This is a genomic window from Aureimonas sp. Leaf324 (assembly GCF_001423245.1).
In the GTDB taxonomy this organism is placed as follows: Bacteria; Pseudomonadota; Alphaproteobacteria; order Rhizobiales; family Rhizobiaceae; genus Aureimonas.
The window spans coordinates 226,873-249,348 of sequence record NZ_LMOH01000023.1 but is presented as its reverse complement, the minus strand read 5'-3'; the positions used below and the strand labels follow the sequence as shown (position 1 = coordinate 249,348).

General features: G+C 67.8%; 20 protein-coding genes. 5 read left to right on the top strand and 15 right to left on the bottom strand.

The window, feature by feature from the left end; genetic code table 11:
• Positions 1-3: 3 nt before the first annotated feature.
• From ASF65_RS13435 to ASF65_RS13420, 4 genes are all read right to left on the bottom strand, one after another.
• Positions 4-588, bottom strand: a complete 585-nt coding sequence (locus ASF65_RS13435) for a Uma2 family endonuclease (RefSeq protein ID WP_055890092.1) — start codon at positions 586-588, stop codon at positions 4-6.
• A gap of 13 nt (positions 589-601) precedes the next feature.
• Complete coding sequence (greA, locus tag ASF65_RS13430; RefSeq protein WP_055890089.1) at positions 602-1,075, bottom strand: transcription elongation factor GreA; 474 nt, start codon at positions 1,073-1,075, stop codon at positions 602-604.
• Between the two features lie 175 nt (positions 1,076-1,250).
• A complete protein-coding gene (gene carB / locus ASF65_RS13425) occupies positions 1,251-4,682 on the bottom strand; it encodes a carbamoyl-phosphate synthase large subunit (RefSeq protein ID WP_055890087.1) in 3,432 nt (1,143 codons plus the stop codon).
• 131 nt (positions 4,683-4,813) lie between these two features.
• Positions 4,814-5,098, bottom strand: a complete 285-nt coding sequence (locus ASF65_RS13420) for a helix-turn-helix transcriptional regulator (protein WP_244486662.1) — start codon at positions 5,096-5,098, stop codon at positions 4,814-4,816.
• A gap of 225 nt (positions 5,099-5,323) precedes the next feature.
• Between ASF65_RS13420 and ASF65_RS21495 the strand changes: the two genes are divergently transcribed.
• Entirely contained in the window at positions 5,324-5,461 is a 138-nt protein-coding gene (locus ASF65_RS21495; RefSeq protein WP_156369312.1) for a hypothetical protein, read from the top strand.
• A 97-nt stretch (positions 5,462-5,558) separates the two neighbouring features.
• Here the strand turns inward: ASF65_RS21495 and carA are convergent, their stop codons facing one another.
• Positions 5,559-6,743: a glutamine-hydrolyzing carbamoyl-phosphate synthase small subunit gene (carA, locus tag ASF65_RS13415; RefSeq protein WP_055890085.1), complete on the bottom strand. Its 1,185-nt coding sequence runs from the start codon at positions 6,741-6,743 to the stop codon at positions 5,559-5,561.
• A 424-nt stretch (positions 6,744-7,167) separates the two neighbouring features.
• Here carA and ASF65_RS13410 point away from each other — a divergent pair, with 424 nt between their 5' ends.
• Positions 7,168-7,617: a GatB/YqeY domain-containing protein gene (locus ASF65_RS13410; RefSeq protein WP_055890083.1), complete on the top strand. Its 450-nt coding sequence runs from the start codon at positions 7,168-7,170 to the stop codon at positions 7,615-7,617.
• Here ASF65_RS13410 and ASF65_RS13405 read toward each other — a convergent pair.
• Positions 7,614-8,168: a GNAT family N-acetyltransferase gene (locus ASF65_RS13405; RefSeq protein WP_082505568.1), complete on the bottom strand. Its 555-nt coding sequence runs from the start codon at positions 8,166-8,168 to the stop codon at positions 7,614-7,616. The genes ASF65_RS13410 and ASF65_RS13405 overlap by 4 nt on opposite strands.
• Entirely contained in the window at positions 8,165-8,482 is a 318-nt protein-coding gene (locus ASF65_RS13400) for a chorismate mutase (RefSeq protein WP_055890081.1), read from the bottom strand. Before ASF65_RS13400 ends, ASF65_RS13405 begins: the two co-directional genes overlap by 4 nt.
• A gap of 153 nt (positions 8,483-8,635) precedes the next feature.
• Between ASF65_RS13400 and dnaG the strand changes: the two genes are divergently transcribed.
• Together dnaG and rpoD are read left to right on the top strand one after the other, a co-directional pair.
• On the top strand, positions 8,636-10,603 hold the full coding sequence (gene dnaG / locus ASF65_RS13395) for a DNA primase (RefSeq protein ID WP_055890303.1): 1,968 nt from the start codon (positions 8,636-8,638) through the stop codon (positions 10,601-10,603).
• 302 nt (positions 10,604-10,905) lie between these two features.
• Positions 10,906-12,882, top strand: coding sequence for an RNA polymerase sigma factor RpoD (gene rpoD / locus ASF65_RS13390; RefSeq protein WP_055890079.1), 1,977 nt, complete (start codon positions 10,906-10,908; stop codon positions 12,880-12,882).
• Positions 12,883-12,948: 66 nt separating this feature from the next.
• Here rpoD and ASF65_RS13385 read toward each other — a convergent pair whose 3' ends face one another.
• Both ASF65_RS13385 and ASF65_RS13380 read right to left on the bottom strand, forming a co-directional pair.
• On the bottom strand, positions 12,949-13,389 hold the full coding sequence (locus ASF65_RS13385; RefSeq protein ID WP_055890078.1) for a DoxX family protein: 441 nt from the start codon (positions 13,387-13,389) through the stop codon (positions 12,949-12,951).
• 67 nt (positions 13,390-13,456) lie between these two features.
• Positions 13,457-14,980, bottom strand: a complete 1,524-nt coding sequence (locus ASF65_RS13380) for a bifunctional diguanylate cyclase/phosphodiesterase (RefSeq protein WP_055890076.1) — start codon at positions 14,978-14,980, stop codon at positions 13,457-13,459.
• 209 nt (positions 14,981-15,189) lie between these two features.
• Between ASF65_RS13380 and ASF65_RS13375 the strand changes: the two genes are divergently transcribed.
• The gene (locus ASF65_RS13375) at positions 15,190-15,594 is read left to right on the top strand and encodes a hypothetical protein (protein WP_055890074.1); all 405 of its coding nucleotides are present in this window, start codon (positions 15,190-15,192) and stop codon (positions 15,592-15,594) included.
• Positions 15,595-15,655: 61 nt separating this feature from the next.
• Here the strand turns inward: ASF65_RS13375 and ASF65_RS13370 are convergent, their stop codons facing one another.
• The 6 genes from ASF65_RS13370 to ASF65_RS13345 all read right to left on the bottom strand — a co-directional run bounded on the left by ASF65_RS13370 (position 15,656) and on the right by ASF65_RS13345 (position 22,240).
• Positions 15,656-16,408: an SIMPL domain-containing protein gene (locus ASF65_RS13370; protein WP_244486661.1), complete on the bottom strand. Its 753-nt coding sequence runs from the start codon at positions 16,406-16,408 to the stop codon at positions 15,656-15,658.
• An 80-nt stretch (positions 16,409-16,488) separates the two neighbouring features.
• Entirely contained in the window at positions 16,489-16,992 is a 504-nt protein-coding gene (locus ASF65_RS13365; protein ID WP_055890072.1) for a CYTH domain-containing protein, read from the bottom strand.
• Between the two features lie 127 nt (positions 16,993-17,119).
• Positions 17,120-18,547: an aldehyde dehydrogenase family protein gene (locus tag ASF65_RS13360; protein WP_055890070.1), complete on the bottom strand. Its 1,428-nt coding sequence runs from the start codon at positions 18,545-18,547 to the stop codon at positions 17,120-17,122.
• A 139-nt stretch (positions 18,548-18,686) separates the two neighbouring features.
• A complete protein-coding gene (locus ASF65_RS13355; RefSeq protein WP_055890068.1) occupies positions 18,687-19,679 on the bottom strand; it encodes an ABC transporter permease in 993 nt (330 codons plus the stop codon).
• Positions 19,680-19,739: 60 nt separating this feature from the next.
• Positions 19,740-21,230 (bottom strand): sugar ABC transporter ATP-binding protein, encoded by a 1,491-nt coding sequence (locus ASF65_RS13350; RefSeq protein ID WP_055890066.1) that lies wholly within the window; start codon positions 21,228-21,230, stop codon positions 19,740-19,742.
• A gap of 62 nt (positions 21,231-21,292) precedes the next feature.
• A complete protein-coding gene (locus ASF65_RS13345; protein ID WP_055890064.1) occupies positions 21,293-22,240 on the bottom strand; it encodes a substrate-binding domain-containing protein in 948 nt (315 codons plus the stop codon).
• Positions 22,241-22,476 lie beyond the last annotated feature (236 nt).

Sequence of the window (22,476 nt, the reverse complement as noted above, 5' to 3'; positions counted from 1 at the left end):
GATTCAGGCCAGCCGCTGTGCCGGCAAAAGGCCCGTCCCGTCATAGATATCGGCCAGCGGCAAATCGAGCGAATACCCGTCGAGATCGATCGCGACGCTGCCGGCAAGCACGTCGTCCTGAGGCACCAGTCTGTTGCCTTCGTCGCGGAGCCAGAGGCTCACCCGGAGTTCCGACTGGGAAACGCAGATGTACTGACGGATGAAGGGCACGCGCTCGTAATCGCGAAGCTTGCGCGTCTGGTCGTACCACCCCGTCGACTGAGACAGAACTTCGAAGACGACGCGCGGCTCCGAGGCGTCGTGCGCCTCGGGCCGGAAGGGACCGCAGTCGACCGTGACGTCGGGATAGCGGACGTTGCCGGTCTCGACGATGGGGATGCGCAGATCCGAGCCGCCGGGGCGGCACGGCGAGCCGCGCAGGAGCGGGCGGAGGCTCGAGACGATGTTGGCTGCGATGAGCGCGTGGGCCTGGGTGCCCCCCGCCACGAGAACCGCCTGGCCCTCGACCAGCTCAAAGCGCCGCTCCTGTCCCTCTTCCCAGAGGAGGAACTCGGAAAGCTTCCAGATCCTGGCCTTCGCCTCGCTCATAGCCTCTCGCCGATCAAACCCAGCGCAGCTCCAGGATCTCGTAGGAGCGCGCGCCGCCGGGGGCGGCGACTTCCACCGTGTCGCCTTCGCCCTTGCCGATCAGGGCGCGGGCGATGGGGGAGGAGATCGAGATGCGGCCCTGCTTCACGTCGGCTTCCTGGTCGCCGACGATCTGGTAGACCTTCTCCTCCTCGGTGTCCTCGTCCATCAGCTTGACCGTGGCACCGAACTTGACCTTATCGCCCGACAGCTTCGAGACGTCGATCACCTCAGCTCGCGCCGTGTAATCCTCGAGTTCGGCGATGCGGCCCTCGTTGAGGCTTTGCGCCTCCTTGGCGGAGTGATACTCGGCGTTCTCCGACAGGTCGCCGTGGGCGCGCGCTTCCGAGATGGCCTCGACGATGCGCGGACGCTCTTCCTGCTGACGGCGGCGGAGTTCCTCCTTCAGGGACTCGAAGCCGGCACTCGTCATCGGGACCTTTTCCATGCCCTCAACCCTTACCTGTCGCGGCATCCGGCTCGGCAGTCGGACGCTCTCTCGTGGAGCCCGACCCGGCCGCACAGGTGCCGGGCAGGACATAAGAACGGCCGGACCCCAGCGGGGACCAGCCGGCACACTCTGCATGAGGCCCGGGCCGGAAGACCACGGGCCTTCCTGACGATCAGGCTGCCGAGAAGTAGGATTGCAGGGACCGGACTTCAAGGCTGCCGGCCTTCAGGGCCGCGATCGCCTCGGCGGCTGCCTGCATGCCTGCCAGCGTCGTGTAGTACGGCACCTTGTGCATGAGGGCGGCGCGACGCAGCGACCGTGAATCCGACAAGGCCTTGGCGCCCTCCGTCGTGTTGAGCACCACCTGCACCTGCCGGTTGCGGATAGCATCCTCGATATGCGGGCGGCCTTCAAGCACCTTGTTGACCTTCTCGGCGGCAATCCCGTGGCCGGCGAGGAACCGGTGCGTGCCTTCGGTCGCCGAGATGCGGAAGCCGAGCTCGGCCATGCGGCGCACGGTCGGGAGCATCTTCTCCTTGTCGCCGTCACGCACCGAGACGAACAGCGTCCCGTCGCGCGGCAGATCGACGGAGGCGCCGAGCTGGGACTTGGCAAAGGCGAGGGCGAAGTCGGTGTCGAGGCCCATCACTTCGCCGGTCGAGCGCATTTCGGGGCCGAGAAGCGTGTCGACGCCGGGGAAGCGCGCGAAGGGGAAGACCGCTTCCTTGACCGCGATATGCTTCAGGTTCTTCACGTCCGGCTTGCCGCCATAGGCCGCAAAGGCCGCTTCCAGCGTCTCGCCCGCCATGATGCGCGCGGCGATCTTGGCGATCGGCGAGCCGACCGTCTTGGCGACGAAGGGAACGGTGCGCGAGGCGCGCGGGTTCACCTCGAGGACGTAGATGTCGCCGTCCTTGATGGCGAACTGCACGTTCATCAGGCCGCCCACCTTCAGGGCCAAGGCCATCTCGCGCGTCTGGCGCTCCAGTTCGTCGGTGATCTCTCGGCTGAGCGAGTGAACGGGCAGCGAGCAGGCCGAGTCGCCCGAGTGGATGCCGGCCTCCTCGATATGCTCCATGATGCCGGCGACGAACGTGTCGGTGCCGTCGCAGAGACAGTCGACGTCGACCTCGGTCGCGTCCGACAGGTAGCTGTCGATCAGCACCGGCGACTTGCCGGAGACGACGACCGCCTCCTTCATGTAGCGCTCGAACTGCGTGTCTCCGCGCACGATCTCCATCGCGCGCCCGCCGAGCACGTAGGACGGGCGGATGACGACAGGGTAGCCGATGCGCTCGACGATCGTGCGCGCTTCCTCGACGGAGCGGGCGATGCCGTTGTTGGGCTGGCGCAGGTTGAGGTCGTGCAGCAGCTTCTGGAAGCGGTCGCGGTCCTCGGCGAGATCGATCGCGTCCGGCGAGGTGCCGAGGATCGGGATGCCGGCGTTCTCCAAGGCTTCGGCGAGCTTCAACGGCGTCTGGCCGCCGAACTGCACGATCACGCCGTGCAGCGTGCCGCGGCTCTTCTCGACGCGCAGGATCTCGAGCACGTCCTCGGCCGTCAGCGGCTCGAAGTAGAGACGGTCCGAGGTGTCGTAGTCGGTCGAGACCGTCTCGGGATTGCAGTTGACCATGACGGCTTCGAGGCCGGCGTCGCGCAGCGCGAACGCGGCGTGGCAGCAGCAATAGTCGAACTCGATGCCCTGGCCGATGCGGTTCGGGCCGCCACCGAGAATGACGACCTTCTTACGGTCCGACACGCCGGCTTCCGAGCGCACCTCGCCCGCGAAGGGCCGCTCGTAGGTGGAGTACATGTAGGGGGTCGGCGAGGCGAACTCGGCGGCGCAGGTGTCGATGCGCTTGAAGACGGGGTGCACGTCGAGCCGCTCGCGCAGCGCCGTCACCTCGGCCTCGGACTGGCCCGACAGCTTGGCGAGGCGCGCGTCGGAGAAGCCCGCCGACTTCAGGAAGCGCAGGTTGTCGACGTCCTGGGGCAGGCCGTGCTCCCTGACGCGGGTCTCGAGGTCGATGATCGCCTGGAAGCGGTCGATGAACCAGGGATCGATCTTGGAGGAGCGGTGCACCTGCTCCTTGGTCGCACCCTCGCGCAGCGCCTGGGCGACCATGCGCAGCCGGTCCGGGGTCGGGACGCCGAGCGCGGCGCGGATCGCGTTCTTGTCGTCGCCTTCGCCGAGGCCCGGGATCTCGATCTCGTCGAGGCCGTCGAGCCCGGTCTCGAGGCCCCGAAGCGCCTTCTGCAGCGATTCCTCGAAGGTCCGGCCGATCGCCATCACCTCGCCGACCGACTTCATCGCGGTGGTCAGAACCGGCGAGGCGCCCGGGAACTTCTCGAAGGCGAAGCGCGGGATCTTGGTGACGACGTAGTCGATCGACGGCTCGAACGAGGCCGGGGTCGCGCCGCCGGTGATGTCGTTCTTCAACTCGTCCAGTGTGTAGCCGACCGCGAGCTTGGCGGCGATCTTGGCGATCGGGAAGCCGGTCGCCTTGGAGGCCAGCGCCGACGAGCGCGAGACGCGCGGGTTCATCTCGATGACGACGAGGCGGCCATTCTCCGGGTTCACGGCGAACTGGACGTTGGAGCCGCCGGTCTCGACGCCGATCTCGCGCAGCACCGCGATCGAGGCGTTGCGCATGATCTGGTATTCTTTGTCGGTCAGCGTCAGCGCCGGCGCGACGGTGATGCTATCGCCCGTGTGGACGCCCATCGGGTCGACGTTCTCGATGGAGCAGACGATGATGCAGTTGTCCGCGCGGTCGCGGACGACTTCCATCTCGTATTCCTTCCAGCCGAGCACCGATTCCTCGATCAGCACCTCGGTCGTCGGCGAGGCGTCGAGGCCGCCCTCGATGATCTCGAAGAACTCCGAGCGGTTGTAGGCGATGCCGCCGCCCGTGCCGCCCATCGTGAAGGAGGGGCGGATGATGGCGGGCAGGCCGACATGCTCCAAAGCTTCCGCCGCGGCGCCCATCGCGCGCGCCATGTAGCGCTGCTTGCGGTCGGTCTCGCCGAGGTTCCACTCGGTCTCGAGCAGGCTGAGCGCCTCGTCGCGCGCCGGGCCGGCTTCGGTCGAGCGGATCGTCTCGGCGCGCTTCTCCTCGTGCGCGAGGCGGTCGGCCTGCTTGGCCTCCGTTGCGTTGGCGAGGTAGCTTTTCGGCGTCTCCAGCCCGATCTTGGCCATCGCCTCGCGGAAGAGGGCGCGGTCCTCGGCCTTGTCGATCGCCGTCGCGTCGGCGCCGATCATTTCGACGTTGTATTTGTCGAGGACGCCCATGCGCTTCAGCGACAGCGCGGTGTTGAGCGCGGTCTGGCCGCCCATCGTCGGCAGGATCGCGTCCGGCCGCTCCTTGGCGATGATCTTGGCGACGACGTCGGGCGTGATCGGCTCGATATAGGTGGCGTCGGCGAGATCGGGATCGGTCATGATCGTCGCCGGGTTCGAGTTGACGAGGACGATCCGGTAGCCTTCGTCGCGCAGCGCCTTGCAGGCCTGCGTGCCGGAATAGTCGAACTCGCACGCTTGACCGATGATGATCGGACCCGCGCCGATGATGAGGATCGTCTTGAGGTCGTCGCGTTTGGGCATGGCGGTCCGTCTTTGTTTCGTGCGCGCGGATGGCCCCGGCCGCGGGGAGCGGACGAGGGTCTGGGGCGAGGCATTCTTCAGGCTAAGGCCGGCTTATAGGCAAACCCGCCGCGCTGCGAAAGAGTGAACCGTCAGTCGATCGACGCGATTGTGGATGGATCGGGCACGGAACGCGCGCGGCCCGCGAGATCGGCGGCGCTTTGGGGCAGGGGACGGCCGTCGTAGTGGCGCGCGCCGATCGACAGCGCGAGGCACGCGAGTTCGACGGTCAGCGGGATCTCGACGCGCTTTCCGTCGCGGTCGCCCTTCTCGTAGTACTGGATGACCCGCTTCTTCAGGCCGAGACGGTCCGCAGCGTCCTTCTGCTTCCAGCCCATGGAGCGGCGCCAGTCGCGGAAGCTTTCCGAATCCATCATCGAATCCATTCGATCTCGGCCGTTCAGCCCGGCTTAAACTTCGAGGCGCATGATTCGTCATGCCCGGTCCGACCCCGTAATCAGAACGGTCAGTCGGCACAAGAAAAATGCACGCTGTGCGCTTCTTTCGTATTCCAAAAGCGCACAGAGTGCATATCTTATCATCGTGAAGGCCCGTTCGACCTTCGATCAGCGAGGACTGACAACCCGAAAGGAATAGACCCGATGCTTGCCGACCTCATCGTCAGCCGCTCCGCCCTCGGCGCCGACCGCGGCCGCGACGATCTCCACCGCCACGCCACGTTCAGCTGCGGCATCCATGCGATGGTCCGCCGCGTTCTTCACTTGTTCAAGGCTGCATGACCTCCAGCACGAGACGGTCGTCCCACGTGTGCGAAAACGAATAAGGGCGCCGGATCCACTCCGGCGCCCTTATTCGTTTTCGGCTCTTTGTCTGCGGTCAGGCCGCGGTCTTCCTCCGATGCCCGTCGATCATCTCGAAGAAACGGGCGAAGAGGTAGTGCGAGTCCTGCGGTCCCGGCGAGGCTTCCGGGTGGTGCTGCACCGAGAACACCGGGGCGTCCTTCATGCGCAGGCCGCAATTGGTGCCGTCGAAGAGCGAAACGTGCGTTTCCTCGACGCTCTCGGGCAGCGTGTCCGCCGCGACCGCGAAGCCGTGGTTCATCGACACGATCTCGACCTTGCCGGTCGTGAAGTCCTTCACCGGATGGTTCGCGCCGTGATGGCCCTGGTGCATCTTCTCGGTGCGCCCGCCGAGCGCCAGCGCGAGAAGCTGGTGGCCGAGGCAGATGCCGAACATCGGAATGCCGGACTTGGCAAGTTCCTGGATCACCGGCACGGCATATTCGCCGGTCGCCGCCGGGTCGCCCGGGCCGTTCGACAGGAAGATGCCGTCCGGCTCGTGCTTCAGGACGTCGGCGGCCGAGGCCGTCGGCGGCACGATCACGACGCGCGCGCCGTGGCCCGACATCAGGCGCAGGATGTTGCGCTTGGCGCCGTAGTCGATCGCGACGATCGTGTAGGCCGGCTCGCGGCCCGCGTCGTAGCCGCGGTTCCACGACCAGGGACCCTCGACCCAGGCGTCCTCCTGCTTCGACCCGGCGTCCTGCGCGAGGTCGAGGCCGACGAGCCCGCTCCAGGCGGCGGCCTTGGCGCGCAGCGCCTCGATGTCGAAGACGCCGTCCGGGTTGTGCGCGATCACGGCGTTGGGCATGCCCTTGTCGCGGATGAGAGCGGTGAGCGCGCGCGTGTCGACGCCGGACAGCGCCACGACGCCGCGCTTCTTCAGCCAGGCATCGAGACCGCCGGCCGAGCGGTAGTTCGACGGCGCCGACACCTCGGCGCGGAAGATCGCGCCGACCGCGCCGATCGTGTTGTCGGGCACGAGATCCTCGATGTCCTCGTCGTTGGCGCCGACATTGCCGATGTGCGGAAAGGTGAAGGTGACGATCTGCTTGGCGTAGGAGGGGTCGGTGAGGATCTCCTGGTAGCCGGTGAGGGACGTATTGAAGCAGACCTCGCCGAGCGCCTCGCCCACCGCGCCGATGCCGTCGCCCTCGACCACCGTGCCGTCGGCCAGCACGAGCAGGGCCGTGGGCTTCCTCTGCGTCCAGGCGTCGCTCATCGTCTCTACTCCTTGAGATCCTTCGGGGGCCATCGGCGCGTGGAGCGCGGGCGCACCCTTCCGGAGCGTCCATATCGCGCCATCGGCCCTTCGGCGCAACCCTTCGCGTGGCCGAGAGCCCGGATCATGCATGACTGTGGAGCATGGCAGGCGTACGCTTGCCAAAGCCCGCAGGCGTCATTAATCCTTCATCAACCTTGATCGCGGCGGCGGCCGGCAGAGCCATGCGGCGATCGGTGAACGCCTTGAGTTATCCACGGGATTCGACAAGCGCCAGGGCTGCGGACCGCTTCCGGTCATCCGAAACCACACCATTTTCCCACAAGCTGACACGATCATTCTCGTCCGTCTCGGACGGGAGGGGATCGACCTGCGCAAGAGAGCGCCGCAAAGGCGCCCGCGCCGACGAACAGGACGAGTTGGAATGCGCGATCAGATCGCAGACGCATTGCAGGCGGCCATGGCCAGCGGCGACAAGCGCCGCATCGCGACGCTTCGGCTGGTCGCGGCCGGTCTCAAGGACAAGGAGGCGGCGTTCCGCGAGGCCGGCAAGGGCCGCCCCGAGGACGCCGACATCGTGGGCTTCCTCCACTGCATGATCCGCCACCGCGAGAGCGCCGAGACGACGCTTCGCGAGGCCGGCCGGGTCGAGGAGGCCGCCGCCGAGCACGCCACTGCCGAGATGATCCGCAGCCTGCTCCCGGCACCCGTGCCGAGCGGCGAGATCGAGGCGGCCTGCCGGCAGATCGTGTCCGACACCGGCTCCAAGGGGCTGCGCGATGTCGGCCGCTGCATGAACGCGCTGAAGGAGCGCTATCAGGACAAGCTGAACCTCATCGAGGCCGGCAGCGTGATGCGCGGCCTCCTCAGCTAGCCGCGCGCCGCCAGAACCTTTTCCCAGTCCGCCTTCGCGAGCCGATGGCATTGCCAGTCCGTCGGCTGGCCCGACAGGTCGAGCCGCGCGTCGTAGGCGTGGACCGCTCCAAGCTTGGCGGTCGCCTTCTGCGAGCGGATGTTGCTCGGCGCGATGTGAAACCAGACCTCGTCGAAATGCCGGAAGGCATGGGTCAGCATCAGCGTCTTCAGTTCGAAGTTCGCGGGGCCGCCCCAGTGGCTGCGGTCGAGGAAGGTGAAGCCGATCGCGATCGAGCCCGGTTGATCGGGCGGCACGTAGAACCGCGATCCCCCGACGATCCGGCCCGCCTCGCGGTCCTCCACCGCGACCGCGCCGCCGAGCGCGATGAGCGTCGTGAAGAACGGCTCGAACACCTCGCGCTTCCAGCGGTCCTTTGCGGGATGGCCGGCCCAGATTCCGGGATCGGACGCCGCAGCGTGAAGCCCGTCGAGATCGCCGGGCGCGAGCTTTCGCACCGTCAGGCGCGTCCCTTTGAGCGTCGCGCCGGGATCGAAGGCCGCGGCGCTCATCCTGCCGACTTCTCGGCGAGTTCTCGCGCCGCCGCCTCGTGGTAGCGGATCACCTCGCGCACCACGAAGGCGAGGTACTTCTCGGCGAAATCCGGGTCGAGCTGGGCGGAAGCCGCAAGGTCTCGCAGCCGCGCCACCTGTCGCTTCTCGCGCGCCGGGTCGGCCGGCGGCAGGTCGTTTTCCGCCTTCAGGACGCCGACGCGCTGGGTGCATCGGAAGCGCTCGGCCAGCATATGGACGATCGCCGCGTCGATGTTGTCGATCGAGTTCCGCAGCGACTGCAACTCGGGCAGGATGGCGGGGGTCTGGTCCATGGGCTCTGGTGTCCGGCGTTTCTCTCCGGCCTCTGGATTAAGCGCCCGGCCACGATCCGTCAAAGCCGGACCGCGCCTGTGGATCGAGGTGGACAAGCGGCGAACCCAGCGAAACCTATGGCATTCGGCGCCGCGTGAGCCGATATGAACTCCATGCGCTTTCCGCCCCAGTTCCTCGACGAGATCCGTGCCCGCATTCCGATCTCGGACGTGATCGGACGGCGCGTCGTTTGGGATCGCCGCAAGACGCAGTCGTCGAAGGGCGACTGGTGGGCGTGCTGCCCCTTTCACGGCGAGAAATCGCCCTCGTTCCACTGCGAGGACGCCAAGGGCCGTTACCACTGCTTCGGATGCGGCGTGTCGGGCGATCATTTCCGCTTTCTCACCGAACTCGAGGGCATGAGCTTTCCCGAGGCCGTCGAGCGGCTGGCCGGCGAAGCGGGCCTGCCGATGCCCGCGCGCGACCGCGAGGAGGAGAAGCGTCAGGACGCCCAGGCGACGCTCCTCGACGCGCTGCGCCTGTCGGCCGAGTTCTTTCGCCAGACGCTGCAGGAGGCGGACGGTGCGAAGGCTCGCGCTTACCTGCGCGACCGCGGCCTCAACCCCGTCGTCCAGAAGGCGTTCGGCATCGGCTATGCGCCCGACAGCCGCAACCGGCTGAAGGAGTTCCTCGCTGGCCGCGGCGTCGGCAAGGCCGAGATCGAGGGCGCCGGCATGGTGGTGCACGGCGAGGGGATCGCGGTGTCCTACGACCGGTTCCGCGACCGCGTGATGTTTCCGATCCTCGACGTCCGCGAACGGCCCATCGCCTTCGGCGGCCGAGCGCTGGCGGCGGGCGTTCCCGCCAAGTACCTCAATTCCCCCGAGACCGACGTCTTCCACAAGGGGCAGGTGCTCTACAACCTCGCTTCCGCCCGGCGGGCGTCCAAGGGTTCGAACACGCTGATCGTGGCCGAAGGCTACATGGACGTGATCGCGCTGCACCAGGGCGGCTTCGAGAATGCGGTCGCCCCGCTCGGCACGGCCCTGACCGAGCGCCAGCTCGACCTTCTCTGGCGCACCGTGCCCGAGCCGATCCTCTGCTTCGACGGCGACGCGGCGGGCCTGAAGGCGGCCAACCGGGCGGCGGAGCTGGCGCTGCCTCTCCTTCGCCCCGGCCGCTCGCTGCGCTTTGCCCTCCTGCCCGACGGCAAGGACCCCGACGATCTCCTGCGCGCATCGGGTTCGGAAGCGATGCGCGAGGTGCTCGACCGCGCCCGCCCGCTCGCCGACCTCATCTGGATGCGCGAGACCGGCGGCGGCAGCTTCGACACGCCCGAGCGCCGCGCCGAGCTGGAGGGGCGCCTGAAGGGCATGATGCGCCAGATCGGCGACGAAAGCGTGCGCCGCCACTACCTCCAGGACGTCGAGGAGCGGCTGGCGGGTTTCTTCGGCCCCGCGCCTTCGCGCGGCGGGGGCGGGCGCGGGGACTGGAACAACCGGCGGCGCGAGGACGGCCGCGGTGGAGGTGGGGGCGGCGGTGCCCGCCGAAGCGCGGCGCCGGGGGCCGGTCGCCGGTCGCCGGTGTCCGACCGTCTGGCCCGCAGTGCGCTGCTCGGCGGCGGCGCTCGGGCGAGCGCGGCGCCAATGCGCGAGATGTCGATCCTCGTCGGTTTCGTGAACCACCCGCTGCTCCTGCGCGAGGCCTTCGACTATTTCGCCGATCTCGAACTCACGAGCCCCGAACTCGAACGCCTTCGCTCGGCGGTGATCGACGTCTATGCCGACGGTCAGCCGCATTCGCGCGACGAAATCCTCGCCGAACTCGACCGGCGCATGCTGCTGGTGCCCTTCCAGGCCTGCGAAGCCAAGCTGCAGGCGGTGCGTCTCTGGAGCTTCCTGCCGCACGCGGCGCTGGAAGACGCGCGCGAGGCGGTGCGCCAGGCGCTGCACTTGCAGCACCGATACCTGTCACTACATAGGGAGCTCCGGGCGGCCGAGGCCGCGCTGGCGACCGACGGAGACGAGCTCGCTCATGCGCAGTTGGTCGAGATCCATCGGGAAATCAACAATTTGGCGGGAACCGAGGCGCTGATTGACGGGTTTGGACTGCTGTCTGGCCGGCCGGCCAAGGGTATCTGAAATCCCGTCGGCGACCCCCCGCGAGGATGGGGCGTCGGCTCCACGAATTCATTCGCGATGCTTCAAACCCTTGACTTCGCGGCAGGAAAGACGAAACACGCATCGGCCGGATGCCGGCGCCCGCTCGATGCGGGCCCGGCTCTTCCGCCGGTTGGAAATGGTTTGAACCGACCGATCGACCGCGACCCGCCGAGGGTCATGGTTAATCGATCATTCACGGCCGGCGGTTATGGCTGGCGGGAATAGGCGCGGGAGGCGTCGCTTTCCGCAAGCCGCACCGCGCCAGATGGAGACGAATGCACATGGCGACGAAAGTCAAGGAAGGCGAGGCCGCCGTCGAGGAGCGTCAGGAGACGCCTGACAGTCCTCTGCTGGACCTGTCGGACGACGCCGTCAAGAAGATGATCAAGGCCGCCAAGAAGCGCGGCTTCGTGTCGATGGACAAGCTGAACTCGGTTCTGTCCGCCGAGGACGTGACCTCCGAGCAGATCGAAGACCTCATGTCGATGCTGTCCGACATGGGCATCAACGTCGTCGAGGACGAGGAAGGCGACAACGAGGAGGAGAAGGAGTCCGAAGAGTCCGGCTCGACCGAAGTCGCCGAGGCGACGACGGGAACCGTCGCCACCACGACCAAGAAGGAAACGTCTGACCGGACCGACGACCCGGTGCGCATGTACCTGCGCGAGATGGGCTCGGTCGAGCTTCTGTCGCGCGAGGGCGAGATCGCCATCGCCAAGCGCATCGAGGCCGGTCGCGAGACGATGATCGCGGGCCTCTGCGAGAGCCCGCTGACCTTCCAGGCCATCATCATCTGGCGCGAGGAGCTGAACGAGGGCAACATCATGCTCCGCGAGGTCGTCGACCTCGAGGCGACCTATGCCGGCCCCGAGGCCAAGATGCCGTCCGCGCCGGTCGAGGGCGCCGAGGTGGGCGGCGTTCCCGCGCCGAACGGCGAGCTGCGCCCCGGCGAGGAGGAGGAGGACGACGAGGACGACCTCGAGAACTCGCTCTCGCTCGCAGCGATGGAGGCCGAGATCCGTCCGCAGGTCATGGAAACCTTCGACGCGATCGCCGAGAACTACAAGCGTCTGCGCAAGCTGCAGGACCAGCAGGTCGAGAACCGCCTGGCGGCTCAGGGCACCTTGTCCTCCTCGCAGGAGCGTTCGTACCGCAAGCTGAAGGAAGACCTCGTCGCGGCGGTGAAGGGCCTGTCCCTCAACCAGAACCGCATCGACGCGCTGGTGGCCCAGCTCTACGACATCAACAAGCGGCTCGTCGGCAACGAGGGACGGCTTCTCCGCCTCGCCGAAAGCCACGGCGTGAAGCGCGACGAGTTCCTTCAGACCTACCAGGGTTCGGAGCTCGACCCGAACTGGACGCAGTCGATCGCGAACCTCTCGGGCAAGGGCTGGCTGAAGTTCGTCCAGAACGAGAAGGACGGCATCCGCAACCTCCGCCAGGAGATCCAAAACCTCGCCACCGAGACGGGCCTCGAGATCACCGAGTTCCGCCGCATCGTCCACATGGTGCAGAAGGGCGAGCGCGAGGCCAGGCAGGCCAAGAAGGAGATGGTCGAGGCGAACCTGCGCCTCGTGATCTCGATCGCCAAGAAGTACACCAACCGCGGCCTGCAGTTCCTGGACCTCATCCAGGAGGGCAACATCGGCCTGATGAAGGCCGTCGACAAGTTCGAGTACCGCCGCGGCTACAAGTTCTCGACCTATGCGACGTGGTGGATCCGGCAGGCGATCACCCGCTCGATCGCCGATCAGGCGCGCACGATCCGCATTCCGGTGCACATGATCGAGACGATCAACAAGATCGTGCGCACCTCGCGCCAGATGCTGCACGAGATCGGCCGCGAGCCGACCCCGGAAGAGCTGGCCGAGAAGCTGGCGATGCCGCTGGAGAAGGTCCGCAAGGTCCTGAAGATCGCCAAGGAGCCGATCTCGCTCGAAACGCCGGTGGGCGACGAGGAGGATTCGCACCTCGGCGACTTCATCGAGGACAAGAACGCGATCCTGCCGATCGACGCGGCGATCCAGGCGAACCTGCGCGAGACGACGACGCGGGTGCTGGCGTCGCTGACGCCCCGCGAGGAGCGCGTCCTGCGCATGCGCTTCGGCATCGGCATGAACACCGACCACACGCTGGAAGAGGTCGGCCAGCAGTTCTCGGTGACGCGCGAACGCATCCGTCAGATCGAGGCGAAGGCGCTGCGCAAGCTCAAGCACCCGAGCCGGTCACGGAAGCTTCGCTCGTTCCTCGACAGCTGAGGCCAGGCGGACGGACGACGGATCAAAGGGCGCTCCCTCGGGGGGGCGCCCTTTTTCGTATCTCCATCAGGCGGTCGCGTTGCGGATGCGATCGGTCGCGGGGGCGGTGCGGGTGCGGCGCGACAGGAGCGCTGCCACCATCATCGCGCCGATCACCGTGACATGCTCGGTCGCGGTGTGGAAATGGCCGATCGCCTCCGGTCCGGTCATGGTCCAGAAGTCGTGGACGAGGAGGATCGTCAGGCCGGTGAAGGTCGCGAGCATGCCGGCTCCGAGCCAGGCTGCGCGGTCGACCACGATCAGGGCGGAGCCGACGAGCTGCACGACGATGACGAGAACGGCAATCAGCGCGGGCGGCGAGAAGCCGAAATAGGCCATCTCGGCGGTTGCCGCGTCGAAGTCGGCGAGCTTCGCAAGGCCGCTGCCCCAGAAGCAGAAGGTGAGGATCAGCCGGGCGAGCGGCGGAAACCAGCGCGTGTCGAGGAGCTTCGCGATGACGGTCGGCATGGGGTCGTGTCCCGGTCGGGCCGGCGCAACGGGGCCGGATCGAACGGGATCATAACAACTCCAGGTTTCAAGCGCACTGCCTGAGATCGCGGTCGAGGAAGCGCAGGAGATCCGCCTTCGGCATCGGCCGCGCGAGGTGATAGCCCTGGAACAGGGTGCAGCCTGCGGCCCGAGCCAGCAACATCTGCCGCTCGGTCTCGATGCCTTCGGCCACCACCGAAAGGCGCATGGCATTGGCAAGGCTCGAAAGGGCCGAGACCAGGACGTTGTCGGTCTCACTGTCGCCCAGGCGCGCGATGTAGCTGCGGTCGATCTTGATGCAGTCGACCGGCAGGTGGCGCAGGTAGTCGAAGCCGCTGAAGCCTGTGCCGAAGTCGTCGAGCGCGATGCGGATGCCCATGTCGCGCAGCGCCTGCAGGCGGCGGCAGATGTCCGGCGTCGTCTGGATCGCCGCCGACTCGGTGAGTTCGAGGGTCAGGCGGCTCGGCGCATGGCCGGTCTCGGCGAGAACCCGCGCCACCATGTCGACGACGTCGTCGCGCTTCAGCTGGTTGGCCGAGACGTTGACGGAGATCCGGAGGTCGGAAAATGCACGGGCGTCCGACAGGGCCCGGCGCAGGACCCACTCGCCGAGCTGGTCGATCAGCGCCGTGCTTTCCGCGATCGGGATGAAGCGGGCCGGTGAGATGTTGCCCCGCGACGGGCTCTGCCAGCGCAGCAGAGCCTCGACCGCGACGAGCTTCCCGTCGAGGCCGCTGATCGGCTGGTAGTGGACGTCGAGTTCGTTGAGGAGGATCGCCGCCCGCAGTTCGCGCTCGATCAGGCGGCGGTGCTTGAGCTCGGCCAGCATGTCGGCGTCGAAGACGGCGGTCTTGTTGCGCCCGGCGCTCTTGGCCGCGTAGAGCGCGACGTCGGCGAACTGCATGGCTTCCGACAGGTAGACCGTGCGCTCGGGCACCATCACGACGCCGAGGCTCGCCGAGAGCGACAGGCGCCGTCCGCCCGCCATGACCGGCGTGTTGAGCGCCTGGCCGAACCGTGCGCCGAAGGCCAGCGCCTCCGCCTCGTCGGCGCAGGGCAGGACGAAGGCGAACTCATCGCCGCCGAGACGCCCGGCGGTCACGCGCGGCACGAGGCGCTTCAGCGTCGTTGCGATATGAGACAGCGCGAAATCGCCCGCGCGGTGGCCGAAGCTGTCGTTCAGGACCTTGAGGTTGTCCATGTCGAGCGCGAAGAAGGCGAGCGAGGTGCCGCCGTCGCGGTTCTTCATGCCCGCGCTCGCCGCCTCGAGAAAGGCGCGCCGGGTCAGAAGTCCGGTGATCTCGTCGATGACGTGGCGCTCGACCAGCGCCTCCTGCTCGTCGCGCACGCGGGCGAGTTCCTGGTGGGTGCGATGAAGATCGCGACGCAGGTGCGCGAGGACGAGGACGGTCGCGACGCAGCCGGCGAGGGACAGCGGCGCGATCCAGGGCGCGGTGAACGCCAGAATCGCCGTGACGAAGAGCCATGCAGCGGCGAAGGCGGCATGACGCGCGCCGAGATCCCGCATGACGTTGGCCTGCTCGTTCCAGAACGACGTGATTTTCTGCATATCGTCCGCACCTGTAACCCTGGCACACGCTACGGTGTGTCCGTGAACGCTTTGCGTCGGGCAATGGTGCGGCGCGGCAAGAACCCGCGGTTTTCTCCCCATGCTGAACGAGGGATGAACGGGGCGGACGGCGGCAATTCAGGAAGGCTGGCTTATCTCATGCGTCACGACGCGCGTTCGGCGCGCCTTGTTCGACAGGAGATTTGTCCATGCTGTCCAGCCTGATCCGTTCCACCCTCGTCGCGGCGACGCTTCTCGGCTCGTTCGGGGCGGCCAGTGTCGCGAGCGCTGCGCCGCGCGATGCCGCCGGTATCATGCTTGTCGACTCTCGGGGCGAGCGCCACGACCGGTGGGAGCATCGCGGCCCGCGCCATGGCGAGCGCTGGGGCGACCGGGGTCCGCACCGCGCAGAGCGCTGGGGTGACCGCGGCCCGCGCCGTGGCGAATGCTCGCCGCGCCTCGCCCTGCGAAAGGCCCGCGACATGGGCGTGCGCGGCGCCGACGTGGTGCGGGTGAACAACCGCGCGGTCGTCGTGGCCGGCTACAAGCGCGGCTACCCGACCTCGCTGCGCTTCGCGCAGGATCGCGGCTGCCCGGTGATCGGCTACCGCTGAACCTTCGAGGCGTCGAAATGATGAAGGGGCAGTTCTTGCGGGCCGCCCCTTTTCGTGTGTGTCAGGGCTGGAGTTCGTAGACGATCCGCACCTGCGCCGAGATCGTGTTCTCGCCGGCCTCGACCGGAACCTTGGCGGAGCTGTTCGCCATCATCCGCATCTCGCCCATCGGCATCGGCGGGGGAAGGGGAACGAAGCCGCTGGCCGTGTCCTCGATCGTGACGACGCGGCCGAGCTTCAGGCCCGCCGCTTCGGCGAGCACCGTGGCGCTGGAGCGCGCGCGGGCGACGGCGTCGCGTCGCGCGGCATCGCGCAGAGCCGCATCGTCCTCGATCTGGAAGGAGATCGATCCGCCCTCGTTGACGCCGAGCTGCACCGCGCGATCGAGGAGTTCGCCGAGCTTGGCGAGGTCGCGGACCTTGACCGACAGGGTGTTGCGGACCTCGTAGCCGGTCAGGACCGGGGGCGCCTGCGTGCCGTCGGATCGGTTGTCGTAGCGATACTGCGGCGAGATCTGGAAGCCCGAGGTCTGCAGGTCGCGGGCCTCGACGCCGAACGAGGGCATCGCGCCGCGCACGGCGTCCATCGCGGTGTTGACCTGCCCCAGCGCGTCCGCGGCGGTTGCGGCCGAGCGCATGACGGTCAGCTGCGTGACGGCAAGGTCCGGCGCGCCCCGGGCCAGCCCCTCGCCGGAAACGCTGACGCGCGCGGGCGGCGGGGCCGGGGGTGGCGGCGCATCCTGCGCCAGGACGGGCGAGGCGAAGGCGAGGGCGGTGCCGAGAGCGAGAGGGGCGAACAGGCGGACTGCGGACAAGGCCGATTCTCCGATGGGTTTCCGACGCTCGTCTTGTGGGTGACGAATGCGGCGAAAGGTCAGCCGTGCCGTCCTGCCACTCAGGCTTCGGCCAGCCATTCCCGCAGTTCGGTCCGCCCGTCGTTGGCCGCGAAGGCGTTGAGGAGCGCGGTATGGCGATAGAGGGGATTGCCGGTCACCTCGCGCCCCACCCAGTCGGGCACCGCGAAGACCTCGTCGGGGTGATGGAGCTCGACCTCGGCCCAGACGAGGCCGGCCAGGGCCCCGCGGAAGACGTCGACCTCCCAGAGGTGCCCTTCGTGCGGAACCTCGAACCGGTCCTTCTCGATGATCTGGCCGGTGCAGACCCCACCGAGCATGTCTTCCGCGTCCGCGACCGGGATCTCGTACTCGAACTCGCTGCGGCAGATGCCCGAGCGCGCTCCCTTCACCGTCAGCCATGCCGTCTCGCCGTCGCGGCGCACGCGGACCTTGCCGTTGGAGCCCTGGCTGACCAGTCCGTCCCGAAGGGTCCTGACGCGCACCGCGCGCTCGCGCCAGGCATTGCCGATCACAAGAAACTTGCGCTCGATTTCGACGGCCATGAAGCCTCTTCACCCGACGCGGGACGCCCCTCGGCGACCCGCAGATTCCGACCGGCGGCTCCCTTGTCACCAAACGGGGCGGAAAGCAATTGTCCGCGTTATCGACCACGACCGCTCACCCGAAGGTTCACGCGCCCCAGCCGACGACCCCCTTGATCTCCAGGAACTCGTCCAGCCCGAACTCAGCATATTCGCGCCCGTTCCCCGACTGCTTGTATCCGCCGAACGGCGCGCCCGCGTCCCAGGCGGGATAGTTGATGTAGACGTTGCCGGTGCGCATGCGCCGCGCGAAGGCGCGCGCCCGCTCCGGGTCGGCCGACTGGACGTAGGACGCGAGCCCGTAGACCGTGTCGTTGGCGAGCTCGGCCGCCTCGTCCTCGGTCTCGTAGGAGAGGATCGACAGCACCGGGCCGAAGATTTCCTCGCGAGCGATGGTCATGTCGGGCGTGACGCCCGCAAAGACGGTCGGGCGCACGAAATAGCCGCGGTTCAGGCCGTCGGGCCGGCCGGGGCCGCCGGCGACGAGCCGCGCACCCTCGCGGATGCCGGTCTCTATCAGCCCTTGGATCTTGTCGTACTGGACCTGGCTGACGACCGGGCCGAGCTGGGTCGAGGTGGCATCGGCCGGGCCGACCTTGAAGCCATCGGCCGCGCGCGCGGCGATGGCCGCCGCCTCGTCGTGACGGTCGGCCGGCACGAACATGCGCGTCGGCGCGTTGCAGCTCTGACCCGAATTGCCGAAGCAGCCCTGCACGCCCTTCGTGACGGCGGTCTCCAGATCGACGTCGGGCAGGAGGATGTTGGCCGACTTGCCGCCGAGCTCCTGATGGACGCGCTTGATCGTGTCGGCGGCGCCCTTTGCCACGAGAATGCCGGCCCGCGTCGAGCCGGTGAAGGACATCATGTCGATGCCGGGATGGCGCGACATGGCTTCTCCGACCCCCGGCCCATCGCCGTTGACGAGGTTGAAGACACCCTTCGGTAGGCCCGCCTCGTCGCAGATTTCGGCAAAGAGGAGACCGCTCATCGGCGCGATCTCGGAGGGCTTCAGCACCATGGTGCAGCCGGCGGCGAGCGCGGGCGCAACCTTGCACATGATCTGGTTCATCGGCCAGTTCCACGGCGTGATCATGCCGACGACGCCGATCGGCTCGCGCGCGATCAGCGTCGTGCCGCGCATCTCCTCGAAGACGTAGGTCTCCAGCGTCTCGATCATCTTGGCGAGATGCGCCGTGCCGATCCCGGCCTGACTGCCGAGCGCGAAGGGGAGGGGCGCGCCCATCTCGCGGCTGATCGCCTCGGCCATCTCCGGCAGGCGCGCCTTGTAGACCACGTGAAGGCGGCGCATCAGGGCGAGGCGTTCCTCGCGGGTGGTCTGCGAATAGGACCGGAACGCGCGGCGGGCGGCCGCCACCGCACGGTCGACGTCGGCCGCGCCGCCCAGCGCGATCTCGGCGAAGGCTTCCTCGGTCGAGGGATCGATCACCGGGAGGCGGGCGTCGGTCGCGGGCGCGACCCAGGCGCCGTCGATGTAGAACTGCAGGGCGTGGTTCATGTCGGTCCCTCCCGAACGCGCGTCGGTAAAGGTGTAGAACCCCGCGCGCTTCACGGTCCAGCCGGCAGGAGGGCGGGACGTAAAAAACCCCGCCCGGGCTGCGGCCCGGACGGGGATCGGGACGGCCCTCGGATATGAATCAGCGGCGGTGGCGGCGGGCGAGGTCCACGAGGATCGCGATGAGGACGACGAGACCGACGATGACGCGCTGCCAGAAGCCGGACACGTTGAGAAGCACGGTGCCGTTGGCGAGCATGGCCAGAAGAAGGGCGCCGAGCGCGGTGCCGACGATCGTGCCCTGGCCCCCGCGAAGCGACGTGCCGCCGATGATCGCGGCGGTGATCGCCTGCAGCATCCAGCCTTCGCCGACGGACGGCTGGCCGGCGTCCATGCGGCTCGCGTAGAGCATGCCGGCCATGGCGGCGAACATGCCGGCGAGGCCGTAGACCAGAAGCTCGACGCGGCGGATGCGGATGCCGACCAAGACGGCGGCGTCGCGGTTGCCGCCGATCGCGAAGATGTTGCGGCCGAACTTGGTGTTGCGCAGCACCCAGATCAGGATCGCCGCCGACACGAGGAAGAACCAGACCGGCACCGGTAAACCGAGGATCTCGCCCTGACCGAAGACGCGGAAGCCGGCTCCGAGGGGGCGGATCGGGTAGCCCTCGGTGATGACGAGCGTCATGCCCGCGAAGATCTCGCCCGACGCCAGCGTCACGATGAACGGGTTGAGCTTGAGGTAGGCGATGAAGAAGCCGTTCACGAGGCCGAGGCAAAGCCCGAACAGGCAGGCGAGCGGGATGACCAGCCAAGGATGTACCCCCGCCGAGGTGAGCAGAAGCGAGCCGACGATCGCCGAGAGACCGGCCGCCGCGCCCACCGACAGGTCGATGCCGCCCAGCAGCAGCACCAGCGTCTGGCCGAGCGCCACGAGGCCGACGAACGCGGCGGCGCGCGCCACGACGGTCAGGTTGTAGGCCGACAGGAAGTTCGGCGCGGCGATCGACAGGATGATGGCGAAGAGCCCCAGCGCGATCAGGATGCCGCTCGCCTCCCAGCCCTTGAAGCGGGACCAGAGGGAGGGGGCGGCGGAGCGGGCCCGCGCGGGAGACCCAAGAGCGGTGTTGGTCATGGCTCGGGTTGCCTTTCGATCGGGAGGCGGGCGGTCAGGAAATCGCGCGCGTGGCGCGCGTCAGCTCATGGCGAGACGCAGGAGCGATTCCTGCGTCATGTCCTCGGTGCGCGGGGTGCCCTTCACGCGGCCCTCGTGCATGACGAGGATGCGGTCGGAGACGTTCAGCACCTCCTCGAGCTCGGACGAGATGTAGACGATCGAGAGGCCCCCGGCGGTCAGGCTGTCGAGGACGCTCTGGATCTCGGATTTTGCCGCGACGTCGATGCCGCGCGTCGGCTCGTCGAGGATCAGGATCTTGGCGTTCTTGGCGAGCCAGCGGCCGAGGATGACCTTCTGCTGGTTGCCACCCGACAAGGAGGTGATCGGGTCCGACGCCGATCCGATCTTGATGCGCAGGCGATCGACATAGTCGTCGACCGTCGCCGCCATGCCGCGGAAATCCATCCAGGCCGGACCCCGGAAGCGGTCGAGCGTCGCGATGGTCAGGTTCTCGGCGATCGAGAGAAGCGGGAAGATGCCCTCCTGCTTGCGCTCCTCCGGCAGATAGACGAGGCCGCGCTGGATGGCGTCGGCGGGGTCCGTCACCGGCCGCGCGTCGCCGAAGATCTCGACCGTACCCGCCTTCTGCCGCGTCAGTCCGAAGATGCACTTGGCGACCTCGGTGCGCCCGGCGCCGACGAGGCCGGAGACGCCCAGAACCTCGCCTTCGTGAAGCTCGAACGACACGTCCTCGAACTCGCCCGGCCGGGACAGGCTGGACACTTTCAGGACCACCGGGCGGTCCTCGAGGCGCCGCGGCGCGTGCGTGGACAGCGCGACCTCGCGGCCGGCCATCAGCGCGACCATCTCGTGCTTGGACGTGCGCTTCGGGTCGAGCTCGCCGACATAGGCTCCGTCGCGCAGGACCGAGATCCGATCGGACAGGTCGAGGATCTCGTCGAGGCGGTGCGAGATGTAGAAGGCCGAGCCACCGCTCTCGCGGAAGCGCCGGATGAAGGCGTAGAGCTTTTCGGTCTCGCGCGTCGTCAGCGCGGCGGTCGGCTCGTCGAAGATCAGGATGCGCGCCTTGGTGGCGACGGCGCGGGCGATCTGCACCAGCTGCTGCTGCGCCTTGGACAACTCGCCCGCGCGGGCGTCGCCTGCGATCGTGTCGTCCACGGCATGGAGGTGGGTGAGGGCTTCCTCGCGCGTCGCCCGCCAGTCGATCGCCGGCCCGCGCGTGATCTCGGCGCCGAGCATGATGTTCTCGGTGACGGTGAGAGCCGGGACGAGATTGATCTCCTGCGGCGCGATGGCGATGCCTGCGCCCTGCGCCTCGCCGGGCGAATGGAACTGCACGGCGGCGCCGCCGACGAGAAGCTGGCCGGCGGTCGGGCGGAGCCGGCCGCAAATGATGTTCATGAGCGTCGACTTGCCGGCGCCGTTCTCGCCGATGATCGCGTGCACCTCGCCGGGGCGGATGGAGACGGACACGCCCTTCAGGGCATGCACGACGCCGAAGCTCTTCGACACGTCTCTCGCCTCGAAGGCGGTGGCCGTCGCGTCCATGTCAGCCTCTCCCTCGACCGGAACCGAAGGGGAGCCGGCGGACCGGCTCCCCGACCTCGTCTTTAAAGCTGGTCCTTGGTGATGAAGCGCGAGCCCGTGTTGTGGTCCATCGGGATCGTGTGGTTCTGGTTCATCGCGACCATGTACTTCACGGCCCAGTAGCCGATGTCCCACTGACGCTGCGCCTTCAGCGCCGTGATGACGCCCTCCTTCACGAAGTCGACGGCCTCCGGCAGGTCGTCCATGCCGACCACCGCGACCGTGCCCGCCTTGCCGGCGTTCTGGACGGCGCGGGCGATGCCGATCGGGTTCGAGGCGTTGCAGCCGAAGAAACCCTTGATGTTGGGATGGGCCTGGAGCGCGTTCTCGGTGAGCGAGACGGCTTCCTCCAGCACGTCGTTGTCGGGCTGCTCGAACACGATCTTGACGTTCGGATAGGCTTCCAGCGCCTTCTTGAAGCCCTTGATGCGCTCGACGTGGTCGGTCGCGGTGAGCGAACCCGACAGGATGCCGACCTCGCCCTCGCCGCCGATGTGGTCGGCGAGATACTTGCCGAGGTCGAAGCCGTCGCCGTAGCTGTCCTTCTGGCCGACGAAGGCGAAGTCGGGCGAGCAGAACGAGTTGAAGGTGATCGTGTTGACGCCGGCTTCCTTGGCTTCGTTCAGGAGCTGGACGTTGGTGGCCTGATCGAGGCAGGCGACGGCGAGACCGTCGGGCGCGCGGCCGATATTGGCCTCGATGCGCTGGTTCTGGTCGGCGACGTCGGCCTGCGGGGGCTGGTCCCAGATCATGTTGATCTTGATGCCCTGCTTGGCGAACTCGTCCACCGCGTACTGGCCACCCTGGCGCACCACGTCGTACCACGGGTGGATCACCTTCGGGATGAAGACGAAGGTCAGTTCCTTGTCGATCGGCTTGATGAGGTCTTCCTGCCCCTCGGCCGAGGCCGGCAGGACCGCGCCCATCAGCGCGGAGCCGAGAACGAGGGCGGACCAGAATCCCTTGCGCATGTCGTCTTCCTCCCGAAAGGGGCGCCTCCCGCCCCGGACCCTTGGCGGCTGAGAGCCGCCGGGCGCGCCGTCTTCCCCGGCACGCCTGTTCGTTTCGTCTCGCGCACTTTCCCGGCACCGTCAATACATTTGATCGGAAGGAATGCAGTTTGTGCATTGCAATAGCGGGTTCATGTCATCTGAGCCCGGCTGCCTTGCCAGTGTGACAGGACATTCCGAGGGATAGACAGGTACTT

Excerpts from the sequence above, each read along its gene's own strand:
- ASF65_RS13365 (WP_055890072.1), bottom strand. The coding sequence starts at position 16,992 with ATGGCCGTCGAAATCGAGCGCAAGTTTCTTGTGATCGGCAATGCCTGG.
- ASF65_RS13380 (WP_055890076.1), bottom strand. The coding sequence starts at position 14,980 with ATGCAGAAAATCACGTCGTTCTGGAACGAGCAGGCCAACGTCATGCGG.
- ASF65_RS21495 (WP_156369312.1), top strand. The coding sequence starts at position 5,324 with ATGCTTGCCGACCTCATCGTCAGCCGCTCCGCCCTCGGCGCCGACCGC.
- carB (WP_055890087.1), bottom strand. The coding sequence starts at position 4,682 with ATGCCCAAACGCGACGACCTCAAGACGATCCTCATCATCGGCGCGGGT.
- ASF65_RS13435 (WP_055890092.1), bottom strand. The coding sequence starts at position 588 with ATGAGCGAGGCGAAGGCCAGGATCTGGAAGCTTTCCGAGTTCCTCCTC.
- ASF65_RS13400 (WP_055890081.1), bottom strand. The coding sequence starts at position 8,482 with ATGGACCAGACCCCCGCCATCCTGCCCGAGTTGCAGTCGCTGCGGAAC.
- carA (WP_055890085.1), bottom strand. The coding sequence starts at position 6,743 with ATGAGCGACGCCTGGACGCAGAGGAAGCCCACGGCCCTGCTCGTGCTG.
- greA (WP_055890089.1), bottom strand. The coding sequence starts at position 1,075 with ATGGAAAAGGTCCCGATGACGAGTGCCGGCTTCGAGTCCCTGAAGGAG.
- ASF65_RS13360 (WP_055890070.1), bottom strand. The coding sequence starts at position 18,547 with ATGAACCACGCCCTGCAGTTCTACATCGACGGCGCCTGGGTCGCGCCC.
- dnaG (WP_055890303.1), top strand. The coding sequence starts at position 8,636 with ATGCGCTTTCCGCCCCAGTTCCTCGACGAGATCCGTGCCCGCATTCCG.
- ASF65_RS13385 (WP_055890078.1), bottom strand. The coding sequence starts at position 13,389 with ATGCCGACCGTCATCGCGAAGCTCCTCGACACGCGCTGGTTTCCGCCG.
- ASF65_RS13355 (WP_055890068.1), bottom strand. The coding sequence starts at position 19,679 with ATGACCAACACCGCTCTTGGGTCTCCCGCGCGGGCCCGCTCCGCCGCC.
- ASF65_RS13420 (WP_244486662.1), bottom strand. The coding sequence starts at position 5,098 with ATGATGGATTCGGAAAGCTTCCGCGACTGGCGCCGCTCCATGGGCTGG.
- ASF65_RS13375 (WP_055890074.1), top strand. The coding sequence starts at position 15,190 with ATGCTGTCCAGCCTGATCCGTTCCACCCTCGTCGCGGCGACGCTTCTC.
- ASF65_RS13350 (WP_055890066.1), bottom strand. The coding sequence starts at position 21,230 with ATGGACGCGACGGCCACCGCCTTCGAGGCGAGAGACGTGTCGAAGAGC.
- rpoD (WP_055890079.1), top strand. The coding sequence starts at position 10,906 with ATGGCGACGAAAGTCAAGGAAGGCGAGGCCGCCGTCGAGGAGCGTCAG.
- ASF65_RS13405 (WP_082505568.1), bottom strand. The coding sequence starts at position 8,168 with ATGAGCGCCGCGGCCTTCGATCCCGGCGCGACGCTCAAAGGGACGCGC.
- ASF65_RS13345 (WP_055890064.1), bottom strand. The coding sequence starts at position 22,240 with ATGCGCAAGGGATTCTGGTCCGCCCTCGTTCTCGGCTCCGCGCTGATG.
- ASF65_RS13410 (WP_055890083.1), top strand. The coding sequence starts at position 7,168 with ATGCGCGATCAGATCGCAGACGCATTGCAGGCGGCCATGGCCAGCGGC.